Raw genomic sequence first — 15,088 nt, 5'->3', positions numbered from 1 at the left:
TCTCGGATCATTTTCTGAACCAGTTGAAGTTCTGGGGAATCACTCCCAGCTTCGCATTTGTCGCGGAACCCCAGACCAACGGGGTTGCCGAACGTTTTAACCGAACTTTGAAAGAGCAAGCCATCTACGGCCGGGTGTTCCGAACCGTAGAGGATGTCCGCGAAGCCGTAGGGGCCTTCGTGGATCTTTACAACCGTGAGTGGCGCGTTGAGAAAAACGACTTCAAAGCGCCCTCGGAAATTCGTCATGACTGGCAAGAAAATCGTCAGGCGGCGTAAGCCAAACTTGTGTCCAGGGGACCGGTTCCGCTACAGTCTGCAATCACCCCCACCCCAGCCCTCCCCCCTCGAGGGGGAGGGAGTTTTATAGGCTCCGAAAAAATGAAAACAGTCGGACTGATCACCGAATATAACCCCTTCCATAACGGTCACCTGCACCATCTGCAGGAAAGTCTGCGTTCGACCGATTCGGATATTGCCGTCGCGGTCATGAGTGGCCATTTTCTGCAGCGGGGCGAACCGGCATTGATCGATAAATGGAGTCGGGCCGAGATGGCGCTGGCTGCCGGTGTCGATGTCGTGGTTGAGTTGCCACTCCCCTGGGCCTGCAGCAGCGCACCCGATTTTGCCCGTGGAGCGGTACAGGCGCTCAATGCCCTTGGTGGGATTGATACCCTCTGTTTCGGTAGCGAAGTGGGTGACCTTCAGGTTTTACAGCAGTGTGCAGAGGTGCTGCTGCGGAAGGAATACGAGCTGTCTCGAGAAACCTCCCGACTGCTGCGAAGCGGCATCAACTATCCCCAGGCGCGGCAACAGGTGATGGCGGAATGGTTGCCAGACAGTTTTGACCGTGCAGCACTGGCGGCACCGAATAATATTCTCGGTATCGAATATCTCAAAGCTTTACGCCAAACTGAGAGCAGCATCGTCCCTTCGACCATTCAACGTATCGGGGCCGGTTTCCACGACACGATCGTCGGAGAACGGAACATTGCCAGCGCTACCGGGATTCGGAAATTGCTGGCTGCTGGAGAACCGGTCACCGCATTGATACCGCCGGCAGCGCAGAAGCCCTTGCTGGCGGTGTTGCAAAGCGGAATGTCGTTTTCATCGGATCGCTATCTTCTTTTGCTATTAGGCCAGATTCTCCGCGCTCCCAGTGAATTGAGCACGACCTGGCTGGTCGAAAGCGGCATAGAAAACCGTCTGCTGACAGTTTCAGGACAAGCGGAATCACTAGAGGCGCTGATCGATGGCATTAAGTCCCGCCAACTGACGCGTACCCGCATTCAGCGTATGCTTGTGGCGATTTTGCTCGGGCTCAAACAGGAAGAAGTGGTCGCTTTGCTTTCGACAGCGCCGCATTACCTGCATGTTTTGGCGATCAGCACCAGCGGGCAGGAGTTTTTGGCGAGTCGCCGAAAACAGGGGCAATTACCTTTGATCCAGAACTTTTCTCGGGTTTATTCTACTTTGAAGCGTTATTATGATCAGGACTCACCGGCATATCGGCGGGCATTTCAACAGCTCGACCTGGAACTGCGTGCGACCCGAATTTATACGCTGCTGATGAGGCAGTTCCAGCAGCAAGAACGTAGCCGAGATTTTTATATGCCGGTGCTCCGGAACGAAGAACCCCTGGGGGGCAAGTGATGACGCAGACGCAGATAACTCGCACAACAAAAATAGAGAAGTTGATCGAAATTAAAGAAGATGCTGTCGCATTTCTGTTCGAGCACAATATCCGCTGCATCCGTTGTGGCGAACCGATCTGGGATACGATCGAGGAGGCCGCGCGCAAAAAGGATTATAACGAGGCTGAGATCGATGCGCTGATTGTTGCCTTGAACGAACTGCCGTAACCTGCAGGAGGGTTACTGCCAGATAGCCAGCCTCCGGCGCTGGACAACGGCAAACCGAACAATAATCCGCTCCGAGTCGTAATTACTGCTGATTCCCAGCAGGTCGTAAATCCCGCCATAGCGAATATCACCACCAGCGAGGGCTCGACGGCTGCCGTCGCTCATGATCATGTAGCCGTCAAAATGGGTCCAGATTTTCTGCTGACCCCAGCCCCGTTCCTGGCCGATGCGCAAGTGCAGGTCGGCCGGGATGCAGACCAGTTTGAAATCGAGTGGGTCAAGGCCCACCTGATCGCGCAGCAGGGCAGCCCCTTTCTCCTGTAGAATTATTTCGATCTGTACGCGGTCGAGCTGGTTACGCTGCTTGATACCGAGCGCATCGAGCAGACCTGACGACGGCAGGGAGGTACCTTCTTCCGGTTCCGGAAAGCTCTCAACGAGAACATCCTCGGCGGCCATGTTCGGCAGAAATCGGACCCCGCAGGAGTTGATAAAGGGGTGAACGGCGAACAACTGAATTCTGGACTTCAGCGCCTCGGGAAGTTCTTTAGGCAGATGCAGGTCGGGAACCTGTAAAACGTTGTGATGGTTGCCCTGCAGATCGGAATAGGTCGGGTGCCAGGCGAAGCGACAATATGGACTGTATTCTTCTTTGCGCGAGGGGACTGTGACCAGCTCAAGACCAAGAGAAGCAGCATTTTTCAGCACCTGCTCGGAGAATGAAACCTTGTATGCCTCAGCTATTTTGTGGACCCCGCCCAATAAATCTGATGCGACGGCCTGTTCCTGATCTCCCGAGATATGTGCCAGCTTCTTCGCCAATTCCGCCAACTGGTCCATGTTATTATGGGCCAGCGCTTCAGCTGCCTCTTCCGCCAGGGTATCTTCAGACAGAGTTGCTGACGTGCTCATGCTGTCGGCACTGATCGCCAGGGCAGTGAAAACTGACAGGCGGTCGGCGTAAAATTTTTGCCAGTCGCTATCCAGCTTGGACAGGGCTTTGAGACTGTCAAGCGCATCATCGCGTAGCTTAGGCAGGCTTTTGGACGAGAAACCGGCAATATGATGCATCCCCGGCGAAAACGGATCGATCGGTGTCTCCTGGTGGTCGTAAATTTTGCCGGCAAAGTCTTCCAGCTCTATTTTGCTCTCAATCTCTGTCTGCAACGTTTTATAAAGTTCGCTTAGTTCTTCGACCTTAGACCAGTCGCTCTGGTTCATCGCGTTGCGGATTTGATTGGGTAGGCTGGCTTCCCTCGTCCGCATCCGTTTGATTTTCTGGTATTCGTCTTTGGAAAACTGCTGATTGAGATAGAATTCCGCTCGTTGCAGGTAAAGGTCGCGATAGAGCGTGTCTATTCGTCCCAGGGTAAGCAGATGAGGAAGCAGGTTGTTCAGGGTGTCAATCGGTTTATGGGGGCTCATGGTGACTCTCTTTCTCTGTCGAGATAGCGGCAGTCTTACTAAACGTTAGCTCAGGACCGGGAAATGACAAGTGGCGGACAGCCAGGAGAAAATTTGACTATCTTCAAGTGAGCGATAAAGTTGATATAACGGCTCTTTTTGACTCCAAGGGAGCTTCCGGATATGCGCAATCGCTACGCTGAAAGATGCAATTTCAAGCTATTCGTGCTGATTCTTTTTCTGGCTCAGGCGTTAGTTTCACTTGCCGGCTGTCAAGGTCAGGATGAGACATATTTCCAGGGCTACGCTGAAGGGGATTTTGTCCTGGTTGCGGCGCCACTGGCCGGGCAACTGGAGACGCTGGCCGTACGTAAAGGGGATCAGGTCGAGCAGGGCGCGGAATTGTTTGTGCTTGAACATGCCCGTGAAAAGACAGCAGTCGCTATTGCCGAGCAGGACCTGCTACGTGCGCAGAGTCAATTAGCTGATTTGCGCAAAGGACAAAGGCCGAGCGAGTTGCAGGCACTGGCGGCTCAGTTGGAAAAAGCCCGTGCTGCTCTCGAACTGTCAGAAAAAGAATTTGCCCGCCGGCAACGGCTGGTCGAAACCAATAGTGTTTCGGTCGAGGCATTTGAACGTGCCCGGACGACTTACCTGCGAGACCAGGCTGCGCTGGCTGAACTGCGCGCCGCTTACAAAACCGCTGAGCTGGGCGCCCGCAGTGACGCTGTTGCTGCCGCACAAGCCGCACTGGAAGCGGTACGAGGTCAAGTTGAGCAGGCTCGTTGGGCGCTTGAGCAAAAAAGCCAGAGAGCCCCGCAGTCGGCGCTGGTGGAAGACACTTTCTACCGCCCGGGCGAGTTTGTTCCGGCCGGCTACCCGGTCGTCAGCCTACTGCCGCCGGGGAATATCAAGCTGCGCTTTTTTGTCCCGGAGCCGTTGTTCGGCAGGCTGCAACTTGGCCAGAAAGTCGTCGTTTCTTTCGATGGCAGCGATGGCCCGCTGCCCGCAGTCATTTCCTTTATTTCTTCCCAGGCCGAATATACCCCACCGGTCATTTTCAGCCGTGAGACCCGTGCCAAACTGGTATTCATGATCGAAGCCCGGCCAGATCCATCTGTGGCCTCGCAGTTGCATCCTGGCCAGCCGGTCGATGTGGCGCTGGAGTCGCCTGATGAATAATTCCGCTCCGGTCATCGAGGTCGAGGGGATATCCAAAATTTTTTCCGGAAAAACGGTTGTCAACCGCCTTTCATTACAGGTCGAGCGGGGTGAAATCTTCGGTTTTCTCGGCCCGAACGGGAGTGGCAAGACTACGTTTTTGCGCATGCTCTGCGGGCTATTACGGCCCGATGCGGGAGGCGGTCGCTGTCTCGGGTACGACCTGCTGAGTGAGGTCGAGAAGATCCGTTCGCGCATCGGGTACATGGCTCAGCACTTCAGCCTCTACGACGACCTCAGCGTGCGGGAAAACCTTGATTTCATGGCGCGAATTTATGCTGTTCCAAAGCGGCGACAGGTGGTGGCTGAAACAATCGAACAGATGGGACTGGAGCCGTTTGCCGGGCAACTGGCTGGAACTCTCTCCGGTGGCTGGAAACAACGATTGGCACTGGCCGCCTGTCTGCTGCATCAGCCGGAGCTGTTGCTGTTGGACGAGCCGACTGCCGGGGTTGACCCGATGGCGCGGCGGGATTTCTGGGAGCAGGTTTATGCTCTGACCGCACAGGGGATCAGCGCTCTGATCAGTACTCACTACATGGACGAAGCGGAGCGCTGCAACCGGGTGGCCTACCTGGCCTATGGTGACCTGCTGACGGCAGGGACCGCCGAGGAGGTGGTCAGCCGTTCCGGGCTGTCAACCTGGGCTGCTTCCGGGCTAGATATTCAAGAACTGGCAGCAAGACTCAAGGGCGTGCCGGGAATCGAATTGACCATTCCCTTTGGAAATAATCTACATATTTGCGGGACCGATTCCGGCCAGCTGGAGCAAAGCTTACGGCCTTTTATGAGTGATGAGAGGTTCCGTTGGCAGAAGCAGGAAACCGGTTTAGAAGAAGTGTTCATCAGCCTGATGAACCGTCAGGCAAGGGGGGGCGATGGTTCTCACTAACGCAAGATTCTCCCTGCGTCGCTTCTGGGCGATGATCTGCAAGGAATTTTTGCAGATGCGCCGCGACCGGATCACTTTCGCCATGTTGCTCGGCATTCCGGTGATGCAGATGGTGCTGTTCGGCTACGCCATCAACTCCGATCCCCGGCATCTACCGACGGCGATCCTCTCTGCTGATAACAGCGTCTTTTCCCGTCGCATCGTGGCAGCTATGCAGAGCAGCAGTTATTTTGACCTGGTTCGAACAGTCGACAGCGAGGCGGAAGCGAAACGGGTGATCGATAACGGTGAGGTACAGTTTGTCTTGAGCATTCCTCAGCAGTTTTCCAGCAAACTTGTCCGCGGGAAACAGCCGGCTTTACTGCTCACGGCCGATGCTACCGATCCGGCAGCGACCAGCAGCGCCCTGTCCGCTTTTCGCTATTTCGCCGCTGAGGCTTTAGCTGGTGAATTTCGCGGACCACTCAGTTATCTGCAGCGGCAGGGCGCGCCGTTGCAGGTCATTGTCCACCCGCGTTTCAATCCCGAAGCGAACACCCGTTACAACATCGTCCCGGGCCTGATCGGGGTTGTGCTGACGATGACCCTGGTGATCATTACTTCACTGGCGATGACGCGGGAGCGGGAGCGAGGCACCATGGAGAACCTGCTCTCCACGCCGGTACGGCCGCTTGAGGTGATGCTCGGCAAGATCATTCCCTACATCATCGTCGGCTATCTGCAGATGGGGTTCGTCCTGTTGGCGGCGCATTTTCTGTTCGAGGTGCCGCTAAGCGGAAATGTTCTGTTGCTGTTGGTGGTTTCGCTGTTGTTTATTGTCGCCAACCTTGGGGTTGGCCTGACCTTTTCGACGCTGGCGCGCAAGCAGCTGCAGGCTGTGCAGATGGCCATCTTCTTCTTCCTGCCGTCGATACTGCTGTCCGGATTTATGTTTCCGTTTCGCGGTATGCCGCGCTGGGCGCAGTGGATCGGGGAGATGTTGCCGTTGACCCACTACTTGCGTATTGTGCGTGGAATTCTGCTGAAAGGGAACGGATTGGCCGAGATTCTACCGAACCTCTGGCCAATCGCACTCTTTTTGTTGGTTTCTTTATCGATCGGTCTGAAGCGGTTTCGCAAAACCATCGATTGAACTGCGCGCTGTTTATTTCTCTTCAACAATCAAATTCGGTAGTTCATTGCTGTCATCATCTTTGATCGGGAAGTTTTCCTGCAGCAATTCGCCGCAACGTTCGACTGCATTGCAAACCGCTGCGCAGGCATCATCAGATTTCAGCCCTGCGGTGATGATTTCGACAATCTCCTCCCAAGTGTGCTCCGGAACCTTGGCGTTAATCCCGCTATCGGCCAGCACCTGTACACGATGTTCGAACAGTGAAATCAGGATCAGGATGCCGGTTTTGTCGCGGGTTTCGTGTAGGCCCTGTTCGACAAAACTGACCAATGCTTTCTCACGAACTTCAACATCCAGCTCTTCCGGGTTGATGAGCTTTCTCTTGAGGTCAGGGAGGCGGCGAATCAGTTGCTGAAAAAGAAAGAAACTGATCATAAACACCGGCAGAAACCACCAGATCGACTCGCCGCCGAACGCCCAGCTGACCAGCAGCCCGACCGCCAGACCCAGTGTGCCGCCGCCAATCAATTCGGCGCGCGGGTAATCGTAGGATTCGTCGACCACCATCGGCACAATCTCACCGCTGGTTTTCGCTTCTGCCGCTTTGACTGCGGTTTCTATTCTCTGCTGTTCTTCTTGCGTGAAGAATTCGCTTGCTGTTTTCATATTACCAACCTCCAGAGGCGCCACCGCCTCCTCCTCCGCCACCGCCACCGGAGAACCCTCCGCCGCCGCCGAAACCGCCGCCACCGCCCATGAATGGGCCACCGACGTAGAAGCCGCCGCGTCGGTATCCGCGCCGCCGACCGCCGAGTCGGGCCAGCAACGGGCCACCGAAAAACAGCAGCGGTAGGATGAAGCCGAAGGGGCTGCTCTCTTTCTTTTTGCTGTTGGTGCGACCGGTGCCGGTGTATTCGCCGCGAACCGCTTCCGCCATGCCGACAACTCCGGCAATGATGCCACCGTCGAAGTCTCCCTGCTTGAAACGTGGAGAAACCTCGTTGTCGATAATACGGCCGGCGAGCAGGTCGGTCAGGCGACCTTCCAGCCCGTAGCCGACTTCGATGCGGATTTTCCGCTCCGCTTTGGCGACCAGCAGCAGCGCGCCGTTGTCTTTCTCTTCCTGACCGACGCCCCAGTTCTCCAGCACGCGCAGGGCATAATCTTCCAGCGCTTCGTTCTCCAGCGTCGGAATGGTCAGAACGACAATCTGCGTTGAATCGCTCTTTTCGAAATCACGCAGGAACTGCTCGAGCTTCAGCCGGGTAGTCTGCTGCAGCAAGCCGGCGTTGTCGTTGACATAGCCTTTAGCGCTGGGAATATCGAGTGCTGCTGCCGGAGTGCAAAGCAGAACCAGCAACAGGACGATGCCGAAAAGATGTCGCATCAGAACGTCACTTTCGGTGCGTTTTCAGCACCGGCATCAGCCTTGAACGGCTCCTTGCGTTCCAGGTTGAGCAGGAAGTTGTTGGTCAGGCTGTTGGGGAAAGTGCGGATCGATGTATTGAAGGTCTGTACCGCAGCGTTGTAGCGCTGACGAGCGACGTTGATGCGGTTCTCAGTGCCTTCCAGCTGATGCTGCAGGTCACGGAAGTTGGCGCTCGCCTTCAGGTCGGGATAACGTTCGGCGACCACCAGCAAACGGGAAAGGGCCCCGGACAGTTCACCTTGAGCCTGCTGGAACTGCTGCATGGCCGCGACATCACCCAGCTTGTCGGCGGAGATGTTCATTTGGCCAACCTTGGCGCGGGCGTTGGTGACACCCATCAGTGTTTCTTTTTCGTGTGCAGCGTAAGCCTTGATTGTCTCTACGAGATTAGGGATCAGGTCGGCACGGCGCTGATAGGTCGCTTCGACATCAGCCCAGGCCGCAAAGACCGCCTCCTCGTTTTTCTGGATCTGGTTGTAGCCGCAGCCGTTGAGCAACAAGAGCGCGGCGAGCAGGGTCATCAATAGACGGATATGCATGAGTGTTCCTCCTGAAGTGATTAAATTTATGACCGGCAGTTTAGCATAAAGCGGCGCGCTAATGAGAGTCTTTCTCCGGCAATTGCGGCGGCCGCGGCGCTTTGTCGAGCTGATCGATTTTATCGATATCTTTGCTGCTGCCGGCGCCCAGATCTTTGAATTTGCGCGCGGTGACCAGAACCCGGCTGTCGAGGGAGGCGATGCCTTTGTTGTAACTGTCGACAGCGCGTTCCAGCCCTTTGCCCATGCTGCTGAAATGACCGGTGAGAGTGGCCAGTCGGTCGTAAAGTTCGCGACCGAGCTGACTGATTTCGACGGCGTTTTCCGCCAATTGTTCCTGCCGCCAGCCGTAAGCAACGGAGCGCAGCAGGGCGATCAGGGTGGTGGGGGTTGCGAGCAGGACTTTCTGATCGACGCCTGCTTCGATCAGTCCCGGATCCTGATTCAATGCTGCAGAGAAGAAGGTTTCTCCCGGCAGGAAGAGGACGACAAACTCCGGCGTCGGCTGAAACTGTTCCCAGTAGTTTTTCGCGGAGAGTTTCTGCAGGTGATCGCGGATCTGGCGGGCGTGCTGACGCAGGTGGGCTTTGCGTTCGGTATCATCCTCGGTTTCCAGGGATTCCAGGTAGGCCTGCAGCGGCGCTTTCGAGTCGACGACGATATTTCGTCCGTTCGGCAGCTTGACGATCATGTCAGGCCGCAGGCGGCCGCTGTCTGCGGTTTCCTGCTCGACAAAGTCGCAGTAATTGACCATTCCGGCCATTTCCACGACTTTGCGCAGCTGGATTTCTCCCCAGCGCCCACGGACCGCAGGGGCCCGCAGGGCGCGCACCAGGTTGCCGGTTTCCGTTTCCAGTTTTGCCTGGCTGCCGAGCAGCGATTTCAGCTGCTCATCCAGTCGGGCATAAGCACCGGTGCGCGCTTTCTCCAGTTGTTCGATTTTGCCATCCACCTTGTGCAGGGAATCTTCCAGCGGTTTAACCAGTTGCTGGATTGCCTGCTGCCTGCTGCTGAGGTCGCCCTGCGCCTGTTTCTGGTAGTTGTCGAGAGTGGTTTTCGCCAGATCGAGAAAGGTTTGATTGTTGCTTGCCAGTGCGTCGGCGGAAAGGGCACGAAAGGCCTGTTCCGTCTGCCGTCGGTTTTCTTCCTGCAGCATCAGTTTCTCAGCTGTCGCCTTGCGTTCAGCACTCAGTTCAGCTTCTCCGGCAGCGAGTTGTTGCAGTAAGGTCTCCCGCTCCAGTTGCTGTTTTCTGTTGCTCTGCGATCGACCGATCAGCCAGCCGACGAAGAGCCCGAGTGCGAGGGCAGATAAAAGTAGTAACCAAATGGTGTCAGGCAGGTCCATAACGGCTATCCTCTGGAAAATACAGGCGATCGACAAAAGAACGATAGCAGACCAAACCGGAGGCGGCAAGGGGCCGATTGCCAGCCTGACCAGATCGGCTAGAATAGCAATAATTGTTATATTTCTGTGATGGGAGTTGTTTATGGAGTCGTTCGATTTTGTGCAATATCAGGGAGCAATCAGTGAAGCGGTGGCCCGGTCCTGTCAATCTAAAGATTCAGTCAAGCCGATTTTGCAGAGGTTGCAGACGATAGCCGTCGAGGCAGAACGGGAAATTGAACTGCATCCCTCCGACCGGTCACATATCGATTGCGGTCCCGGTTGCAGCAGTTGTTGTGTCGTGAGTGTATCGACTCTGATGCCGGAAGGTATCGCCATCGCCTCCTATCTGCGAGGACAGGGTAGAGAATGTCTGCAGCAGGCTGCCGAGCGCCTGGACCGCCTCTGGTACGAGGTGCGCGGTCTGGATGATGAAGAACGGCTTTACGTGCGCCGCTCCTGTGCTTTTCTGGATGAGGCAGGGCACTGTACCATCTATCCGGTTCGACCTCTGCTTTGCCGCAGCGTGAGCTCGACCTCTGCGATTGCTTGCCGCGACGCGCTGGCCGGCAAGGTCCTGGGAGAAGAAACGCCGGTGTTGATGCACCAGTTTCAACAGAGTCTTTATGAATCTCTTTTCAGCGGCGTGGCCGCAGGGTTGCAGCAGTGCGGGCTGGATGAGCGCAGTTTTCAACTGGCGGGACTGATCCGCTACCTGCTGAAAACCCCGCAGGCGGAACAAGAGTGGCTAAACGGAAAGCGCTTGACCTGGCAGGACCTTTATTGACCGAAGATCAAGCGTAGAAGAAATAGAGCCCCAGCCCGGCGATCGACATCATCAGGCAAATGACCAGGGTGGCGCGGACATAGTCGCCTTTTCGTTTCAGGCGTTGACTGTTGACGATCAGGCCGATGATGCTGACGATGCCGCTCAGTGCCAGCAGTGCGGCGATGTAGTCGACCAGGACCATGTTCCAGTGGGGGCGACGATAAACGTTGACCTGGAAGTAGTGATCGAAAAAAGTGACCGACTCCGGCTTGGCAAGCGCTGTAACGCAGATCGCGGCAAAAAGAACGATGGCAGCGATAGCGTTGGACCAAGTCAGAATTTTCATCAGCGGGTCTTTGGTTTGGTCCCGTTTGTTCCTTCGGCTATTCGACTGATGCGGATAAAAACTCATCTTCGTTTCTCGACAGGCTAGCTGTTAAATAAATTTCTGTGTTAGGATAATGGGAAAAATCTTCTGTAGTTAGGTAAAATTACTCAATGGCCGATACTGGACACAAAACCAAAATCGAGAGCAAAGCTGAAGAGCGGACGACCACTCCTTCGCTGTTCAAGGTCCTGATGCACAATGATGATTATACCACGATGGAGTTTGTCATCGAGGTGTTACGGGATATTTTCCATAAGCCGAGCTCTGAGGCAGAGAAAATTATGCTGACCATTCATTTTCAGGGGGTTGGGCTTTGTGGCACATTCCCCTATGCAATTGCCGAAACCAAGACGGATCAGGTTCGTATGCGGGCGCGTAAAGCTGGCTTCCCGCTGCGCTGCTCCCTCGAGGAGGCGTAAGGAACGGTGGCTGAGATGTTTAACCAGGATGTCCAGATAGCATTTACCTTGGCTGTGCGTGAAGCCCAGCGCCGTCGTCATGAATATTTGACCACTGAACACGTTCTCTACGCGTTGTTGTTTGAAGGGGTCGGACAACAGATTCTGACCGCCTGCGGTGGTGATGTCGACGATCTTAAGGAGCAGCTGGAAACCTTCTTCGATATGCACCTTGAGCATTTGCCGGAAGAGGTGGAGGACGAAGAGGTTCCGCGCCAGACACTGGCACTGCAGCGGATGCTGCAGCGCACGGTGCTGCACATGCAGTCATCCAACCAGCGCGAAGTCGGCGTTGGTGATTTGCTTGCAGCGATCCTTGAGGAAGAAAATTCCCACGCCTGCTTTTTCCTGCAGAACCAGGGGATCGAGCGCGTCGACCTGCTCGATTATATTTCCCACGGGCCCTCGTCTGAAAGCCCTTCCGAAAACCGGGAGGAACCACCCGCCGAACAGCAAAAACCGGGGGATAAGGGGAAGCAGAAGCAAAAAACAGCCGATCCGCTCGAAGCCTACACTGTCAACCTGATTGCGCGCGCCAAAGAAGGCAAAATTGATCCGTTGATCGGCCGCGAGCAGGAGTTGGAGCGAGCAGTGCTGGTGCTTTGCCGGCGGCGTAAAAACAACCCGATTTTTGTTGGTGAGCCGGGCGTTGGTAAAACCGCTATGGCTGAAGGTCTGGCGCTTCGGGTCGCTGAGGGGAACGTTCCGGAACTGCTCAAGGAAAGTGAACTCTTTACTCTTGATATGGGTGCTCTGCTCGCCGGAACCAAGTTCCGCGGCGATTTCGAAGAGCGCCTCAAGGCTGTGGTTGCTGCGCTGCAGAAGCGGGAAAAGGCGATCCTGTTTATCGATGAAATTCACACCATCGTCGGTGCTGGAGCGACCAGCGGTGGATCCCTCGATGCATCGAATATCCTCAAACCGGCTCTCGGTTCTGGCGAGTTACGTTGTATCGGTTCGACCACTTACGAAGAATATCGCAACCTGTTCGATAAAGACCGGGCGTTATCGCGCCGCTTCCAGAAAATTGATCTGCATGAGCCGAGCGCTGAAGAAGCGCTGGAGATCCTCAAAGGACTGAGCTCACGCTACGAAGAGCATCACAAGGTGACGTATTTGCCGGAGGCGCTGGAATCCGCGGTCCAGCTTTCGGTCAAACACCTGTCGCAGCGGCATCTGCCCGATAAGGCGATCGATGTTATCGATGAGGCAGGTGCCCAGCAGCGTCTCGACGAAAAATTGAACCGACCGATAGGTCTGGATGAGATTGAACGCGTTGTCGCGCGTATGGCGCGCGTTCCGATCCGTACTGTCACTGGCAGCGACCGGCAACGGCTGCGCTACCTGGAGCGTGATTTGAAGCGGGTTGTTTTCGGTCAGGATCCGGCGATAGACAGTCTGGTCAAGTCGATTCACCGCTCTCGGGCCGGTCTCGGTCATCCTGATAAACCCGTTGGTTCCCTGCTTTTTACCGGCCCGACTGGTGTTGGTAAAACCGAGGTCGCTCGCCAACTGGCCCTGCAGTTGGGTGTCAAGTTCCTGCGCTTCGATATGAGCGAATACATGGAGAAGCACTCGGTTGCGCGTTTGATCGGTGCGCCTCCCGGCTATGTCGGTTTTGACCAGGGCGGCTTGTTGACCGAAGAAGTGAGCAAGAACCCTTGGTCGGTGCTACTGCTTGATGAGATCGAAAAAGCACACCCCGATCTTTTCAATATCTTATTACAGGTGATGGATCACGGAACTTTGACCGACAACAACGGCAAGGAAACCGATTTCCGCAACGTCATCCTGATTATGACCAGCAACATTGGCGGTCGCGAGATGAACGCGGTGCCGATTGGTTTCGGGGAGCGTTCTGCGGCCAAACCGAAGAACGCGGTGGAAAAAGCGTTCTCGCCGGAGTTCCGCAATCGGCTTGATGCTGTTATTCACTTCAAACCCCTCGACGAATCGGTCATGCTGCAGGTGGTCGACAAGTTCATCGGTGAGCTGTCAACGCAGCTGGCTGACCGTGATGTGACAATAAAAATTACTCCGGCCGCACGACGCGATCTGGCCAAGCGTGGCTACGATCCATTGTTTGGCGCCCGGCCGCTCGGTCGTCTGATTCAGGGCGAGGTGAGTGACCCGTTGGCTGAAGAAATTCTCTTCGGTGCGCTGAAAAACGGTGGTGTCGTGCAGGTTGGCTGCAAATCGGGCAAGCTGACATTCAACTTCCCTCAGGACTGATGCCCTGTTATCAGCTTGACGAGGACCTCTGGTTCCCGCCGCTAGAGGCCGCAGAAGATTATGGACTGCTGGCGGTCGGCGGGGACCTTTCCCCTGAGCGCTTGTTGCTTGCCTACAGCCTTGGCATTTTCCCATGGTTCAATCCGGGCGAGCCGATTCTCTGGTGGTCTCCTGACCCGCGTTGCGTACTTTTCCCTTCCGAGTTGCATGTTTCCCGTTCGATGAAGAAATTCATGCGCAAAGGTCTTTATCGGGTTAGCATCGATGAAAACTTTGCCGGCGTGGTTTACTGGTGCCGGCGCTTGCGCAAAGGGTTGGACGGCAGCGGGACCTGGATCACGCCGGAGATGGAAAAAGCCTACCTGCGTTTGCACGAGCTCGGCTTCGCCCACTCTGTAGAGTGTTGGGATGGCGACGAACTGGTCGGCGGTGTTTATGGGGTCTGCCTGGGATACTACTTTTGCGGTGAGTCGATGTTCAGCCGCAGGACCAATGCATCCAAGCTGGTCCTGATTCATCTGGTGAAGAAGTTGGCAGAGCTCGGTTTTGAACTGCTCGATTGCCAGCAGACGACCGATCATCTCGTCAGCTTGGGAGCGACAGAGATCTCCCGGTTGGAATTCCAGCAGCACCTGCGCATAGCCGAGGTGCCCCCGTACGGACCCTTGTTAAGTCGGTTCAGTAAATCAGTTGTTTAAACAACAAAAGCGGGAGCCTTGAAGGCTCCCGCTTCTTTCATGCAATCAAATCTGTTGATGTTTAGCGATAGATTCCGGCGGCAGTGAACATTGAGGTGCCAGGAACACGATAGACATAAGTTTCTTTGATCGAAGGCTCGGTGCTACCTGGCTTTGGCCACATGTACTCGACCCAACCCTCACCCGCGGTTCCAGCCGTTACAACCAGGTCGACGAAAAGCATTTTCGGCTCGGTCGGATTTTTGTCCGGTGTGCTGAGCAGGCTGTCCATTTTCATCAGGCCGGGCTTCATCGGATGGGCCAGCATTTTTCCTTTCAGGTCCATGACAAAAACATAGGAATCCTTCCAGACAAAAGGACCGTCTTTCCTGGAGATATCGGCCAGGGCGGCATCTTGGTCTTTCAGAATCGCTTCAGCCGCTTTTTTGCTCATTTCTATGCATTCAGCAACTGTCGCAGTATGACCGTCTGCCAGAGCAGTGCTGCTGATGAGAGTCAAGATAAAGGTTGCAAGCACGAGAGTCAGTAGTCTTTTCATTGGCATCTCCTTCGTTTTACCGGGTGAATTCAGACGATTCCAGCCTGTTGTTATGGTGATCCTCTTTCATAGTAAAAAATATATACATAAGAAGATCGTAACACCGTTTTAGAAAAAGTAAAACACTTTTTTATAATTCGCTACTAGGTAATGTTTTGATG

Annotated in this window: 16 protein-coding genes and 1 pseudogene; 10 read left to right on the top strand and 7 right to left on the bottom strand. The window is 55.1% G+C overall.

The annotated features are described in order from the left end of the window. The 3 genes from BUB13_RS05035 to BUB13_RS05025 all read left to right on the top strand — a co-directional run. The coding region (locus BUB13_RS05035) for an integrase core domain-containing protein (RefSeq protein WP_139249311.1) at nt 1–278 on the top strand (278 nt) is incomplete at its 5' end. A 102-nt stretch (nt 279–380) separates the two neighbouring features. Further along, the gene (locus BUB13_RS05030; RefSeq protein ID WP_072906191.1) at nt 381–1,652 is read left to right on the top strand and encodes a nucleotidyltransferase; all 1,272 of its coding nucleotides are present in this window, start codon (nt 381–383) and stop codon (nt 1,650–1,652) included. Beyond that, nucleotides 1,652–1,861, top strand: coding sequence for a DUF1858 domain-containing protein (locus BUB13_RS05025; protein ID WP_072906189.1), 210 nt, complete (start codon nt 1,652–1,654; stop codon nt 1,859–1,861). The genes BUB13_RS05030 and BUB13_RS05025 overlap by 1 nt, the downstream gene beginning before the upstream one ends. 12 nt (nt 1,862–1,873) lie before the next feature. On the opposite strand, the gene BUB13_RS05020 is transcribed toward BUB13_RS05025, so the two are convergent. Further along, nucleotides 1,874–3,286, bottom strand: a complete 1,413-nt coding sequence (locus BUB13_RS05020; RefSeq protein ID WP_072906187.1) for a hypothetical protein — start codon at nt 3,284–3,286, stop codon at nt 1,874–1,876. A gap of 162 nt (nt 3,287–3,448) precedes the next feature. On the opposite strand from BUB13_RS05020, the gene BUB13_RS05015 reads away from it, so the two are divergent. The 3 genes and pseudogenes from BUB13_RS05015 to BUB13_RS05005 all read left to right on the top strand — a co-directional run bounded on the left by BUB13_RS05015 (nt 3,449) and on the right by BUB13_RS05005 (nt 6,510). After that, nucleotides 3,449–4,447 (top strand): HlyD family secretion protein, encoded by a 999-nt coding sequence (locus BUB13_RS05015; protein WP_072906185.1) that lies wholly within the window; start codon nt 3,449–3,451, stop codon nt 4,445–4,447. Further along, nucleotides 4,419–4,952, top strand: a pseudogene (locus BUB13_RS19490) (ABC transporter ATP-binding protein); the annotation flags it as partial. The gene BUB13_RS05015 and the pseudogene BUB13_RS19490, both read left to right, overlap by 29 nt. Before the next feature lie 412 nt (nt 4,953–5,364). Further along, nucleotides 5,365–6,510 carry an ABC transporter permease gene (locus BUB13_RS05005; RefSeq protein ID WP_072906181.1) on the top strand — a complete coding sequence of 382 codons (1,146 nt, stop codon included), beginning with the start codon at nt 5,365–5,367 and terminating at the stop codon, nt 6,508–6,510. 12 nt (nt 6,511–6,522) lie between these two features. On the opposite strand, the gene BUB13_RS05000 is transcribed toward BUB13_RS05005, so the two are convergent. The 4 genes from BUB13_RS05000 to BUB13_RS04985 are packed head-to-tail and all read right to left on the bottom strand — an operon-like array spanning nt 6,523 to nt 9,805. Then, nucleotides 6,523–7,158 (bottom strand): TPM domain-containing protein, encoded by a 636-nt coding sequence (locus tag BUB13_RS05000; protein ID WP_072906179.1) that lies wholly within the window; start codon nt 7,156–7,158, stop codon nt 6,523–6,525. Between the two features lies 1 nt (nt 7,159). Continuing rightward, the gene (locus tag BUB13_RS04995; RefSeq protein ID WP_072906177.1) at nt 7,160–7,879 is read right to left on the bottom strand and encodes a TPM domain-containing protein; all 720 of its coding nucleotides are present in this window, start codon (nt 7,877–7,879) and stop codon (nt 7,160–7,162) included. Further along, nucleotides 7,879–8,460: a LemA family protein gene (locus BUB13_RS04990; RefSeq protein ID WP_072906175.1), complete on the bottom strand. Its 582-nt coding sequence runs from the start codon at nt 8,458–8,460 to the stop codon at nt 7,879–7,881. The genes BUB13_RS04995 and BUB13_RS04990 overlap by 1 nt, the downstream gene beginning before the upstream one ends. A gap of 58 nt (nt 8,461–8,518) precedes the next feature. Continuing rightward, complete coding sequence (locus BUB13_RS04985; RefSeq protein ID WP_072906173.1) at nt 8,519–9,805, bottom strand: DNA recombination protein RmuC; 1,287 nt, start codon at nt 9,803–9,805, stop codon at nt 8,519–8,521. 142 nt (nt 9,806–9,947) lie between these two features. Between BUB13_RS04985 and BUB13_RS04980 the strand changes: the two genes are divergently transcribed. Next, entirely contained in the window at nt 9,948–10,631 is a 684-nt protein-coding gene (locus BUB13_RS04980) for a YkgJ family cysteine cluster protein (protein WP_072906171.1), read from the top strand. A gap of 7 nt (nt 10,632–10,638) precedes the next feature. On the opposite strand, the gene BUB13_RS04975 is transcribed toward BUB13_RS04980, so the two are convergent. Beyond that, complete coding sequence (locus BUB13_RS04975; protein WP_139249310.1) at nt 10,639–10,959, bottom strand: hypothetical protein; 321 nt, start codon at nt 10,957–10,959, stop codon at nt 10,639–10,641. A 152-nt stretch (nt 10,960–11,111) separates the two neighbouring features. Here BUB13_RS04975 and BUB13_RS04970 point away from each other — a divergent pair, with 152 nt between their 5' ends. From BUB13_RS04970 to aat, 3 genes are read left to right on the top strand one after another with little or no spacing between them, the layout of a single operon-like run. After that, nucleotides 11,112–11,420, top strand: a complete 309-nt coding sequence (locus tag BUB13_RS04970; RefSeq protein ID WP_072906167.1) for an ATP-dependent Clp protease adaptor ClpS — start codon at nt 11,112–11,114, stop codon at nt 11,418–11,420. A gap of 15 nt (nt 11,421–11,435) precedes the next feature. Next, nucleotides 11,436–13,691, top strand: coding sequence for an ATP-dependent Clp protease ATP-binding subunit ClpA (clpA, locus tag BUB13_RS04965; protein WP_072906165.1), 2,256 nt, complete (start codon nt 11,436–11,438; stop codon nt 13,689–13,691). After that, the gene (gene aat / locus BUB13_RS04960; protein WP_072906163.1) at nt 13,691–14,389 is read left to right on the top strand and encodes a leucyl/phenylalanyl-tRNA--protein transferase; all 699 of its coding nucleotides are present in this window, start codon (nt 13,691–13,693) and stop codon (nt 14,387–14,389) included. Before clpA ends, aat begins: the two co-directional genes overlap by 1 nt. 61 nt (nt 14,390–14,450) lie before the next feature. Here aat and BUB13_RS04955 read toward each other — a convergent pair whose 3' ends face one another. Then, the gene (locus tag BUB13_RS04955; protein ID WP_072906161.1) at nt 14,451–14,927 is read right to left on the bottom strand and encodes a cache domain-containing protein; all 477 of its coding nucleotides are present in this window, start codon (nt 14,925–14,927) and stop codon (nt 14,451–14,453) included. Between the last annotated feature and the right edge of the window lie 161 nt (nt 14,928–15,088).

The organism is Malonomonas rubra DSM 5091 (genome assembly GCF_900142125.1).
In the GTDB taxonomy this organism is placed as follows: Bacteria; Desulfobacterota; Desulfuromonadia; order Desulfuromonadales; family Geopsychrobacteraceae; genus Malonomonas; species Malonomonas rubra.
The sequence above is the reverse complement of the archived record's forward strand: the minus strand, read 5'-3'. Positions and strand labels throughout refer to the sequence as shown.

What these genes read in the sequence shown, in the direction of transcription:
- BUB13_RS05025 (WP_072906189.1), top strand. Translation starts at nt 1,652, where the DNA reads ATGACGCAGACGCAGATAACTCGCACAACAAAAATAGAGAAGTTGATC.
- aat (WP_072906163.1), top strand. Translation starts at nt 13,691, where the DNA reads ATGCCCTGTTATCAGCTTGACGAGGACCTCTGGTTCCCGCCGCTAGAG.
- BUB13_RS05000 (WP_072906179.1), bottom strand. Translation starts at nt 7,158, where the DNA reads ATGAAAACAGCAAGCGAATTCTTCACGCAAGAAGAACAGCAGAGAATA.
- BUB13_RS05030 (WP_072906191.1), top strand. Translation starts at nt 381, where the DNA reads ATGAAAACAGTCGGACTGATCACCGAATATAACCCCTTCCATAACGGT.
- BUB13_RS04985 (WP_072906173.1), bottom strand. Translation starts at nt 9,805, where the DNA reads ATGGACCTGCCTGACACCATTTGGTTACTACTTTTATCTGCCCTCGCA.
- BUB13_RS05015 (WP_072906185.1), top strand. Translation starts at nt 3,449, where the DNA reads ATGCGCAATCGCTACGCTGAAAGATGCAATTTCAAGCTATTCGTGCTG.
- BUB13_RS05005 (WP_072906181.1), top strand. Translation starts at nt 5,365, where the DNA reads ATGGTTCTCACTAACGCAAGATTCTCCCTGCGTCGCTTCTGGGCGATG.
- BUB13_RS04955 (WP_072906161.1), bottom strand. Translation starts at nt 14,927, where the DNA reads ATGAAAAGACTACTGACTCTCGTGCTTGCAACCTTTATCTTGACTCTC.
- clpA (WP_072906165.1), top strand. Translation starts at nt 11,436, where the DNA reads ATGTTTAACCAGGATGTCCAGATAGCATTTACCTTGGCTGTGCGTGAA.
- BUB13_RS04975 (WP_139249310.1), bottom strand. Translation starts at nt 10,959, where the DNA reads ATGAAAATTCTGACTTGGTCCAACGCTATCGCTGCCATCGTTCTTTTT.
- BUB13_RS04970 (WP_072906167.1), top strand. Translation starts at nt 11,112, where the DNA reads ATGGCCGATACTGGACACAAAACCAAAATCGAGAGCAAAGCTGAAGAG.
- BUB13_RS04980 (WP_072906171.1), top strand. Translation starts at nt 9,948, where the DNA reads ATGGAGTCGTTCGATTTTGTGCAATATCAGGGAGCAATCAGTGAAGCG.
- BUB13_RS04995 (WP_072906177.1), bottom strand. Translation starts at nt 7,879, where the DNA reads ATGCGACATCTTTTCGGCATCGTCCTGTTGCTGGTTCTGCTTTGCACT.
- BUB13_RS04990 (WP_072906175.1), bottom strand. Translation starts at nt 8,460, where the DNA reads ATGCATATCCGTCTATTGATGACCCTGCTCGCCGCGCTCTTGTTGCTC.
- BUB13_RS05020 (WP_072906187.1), bottom strand. Translation starts at nt 3,286, where the DNA reads ATGAGCCCCCATAAACCGATTGACACCCTGAACAACCTGCTTCCTCAT.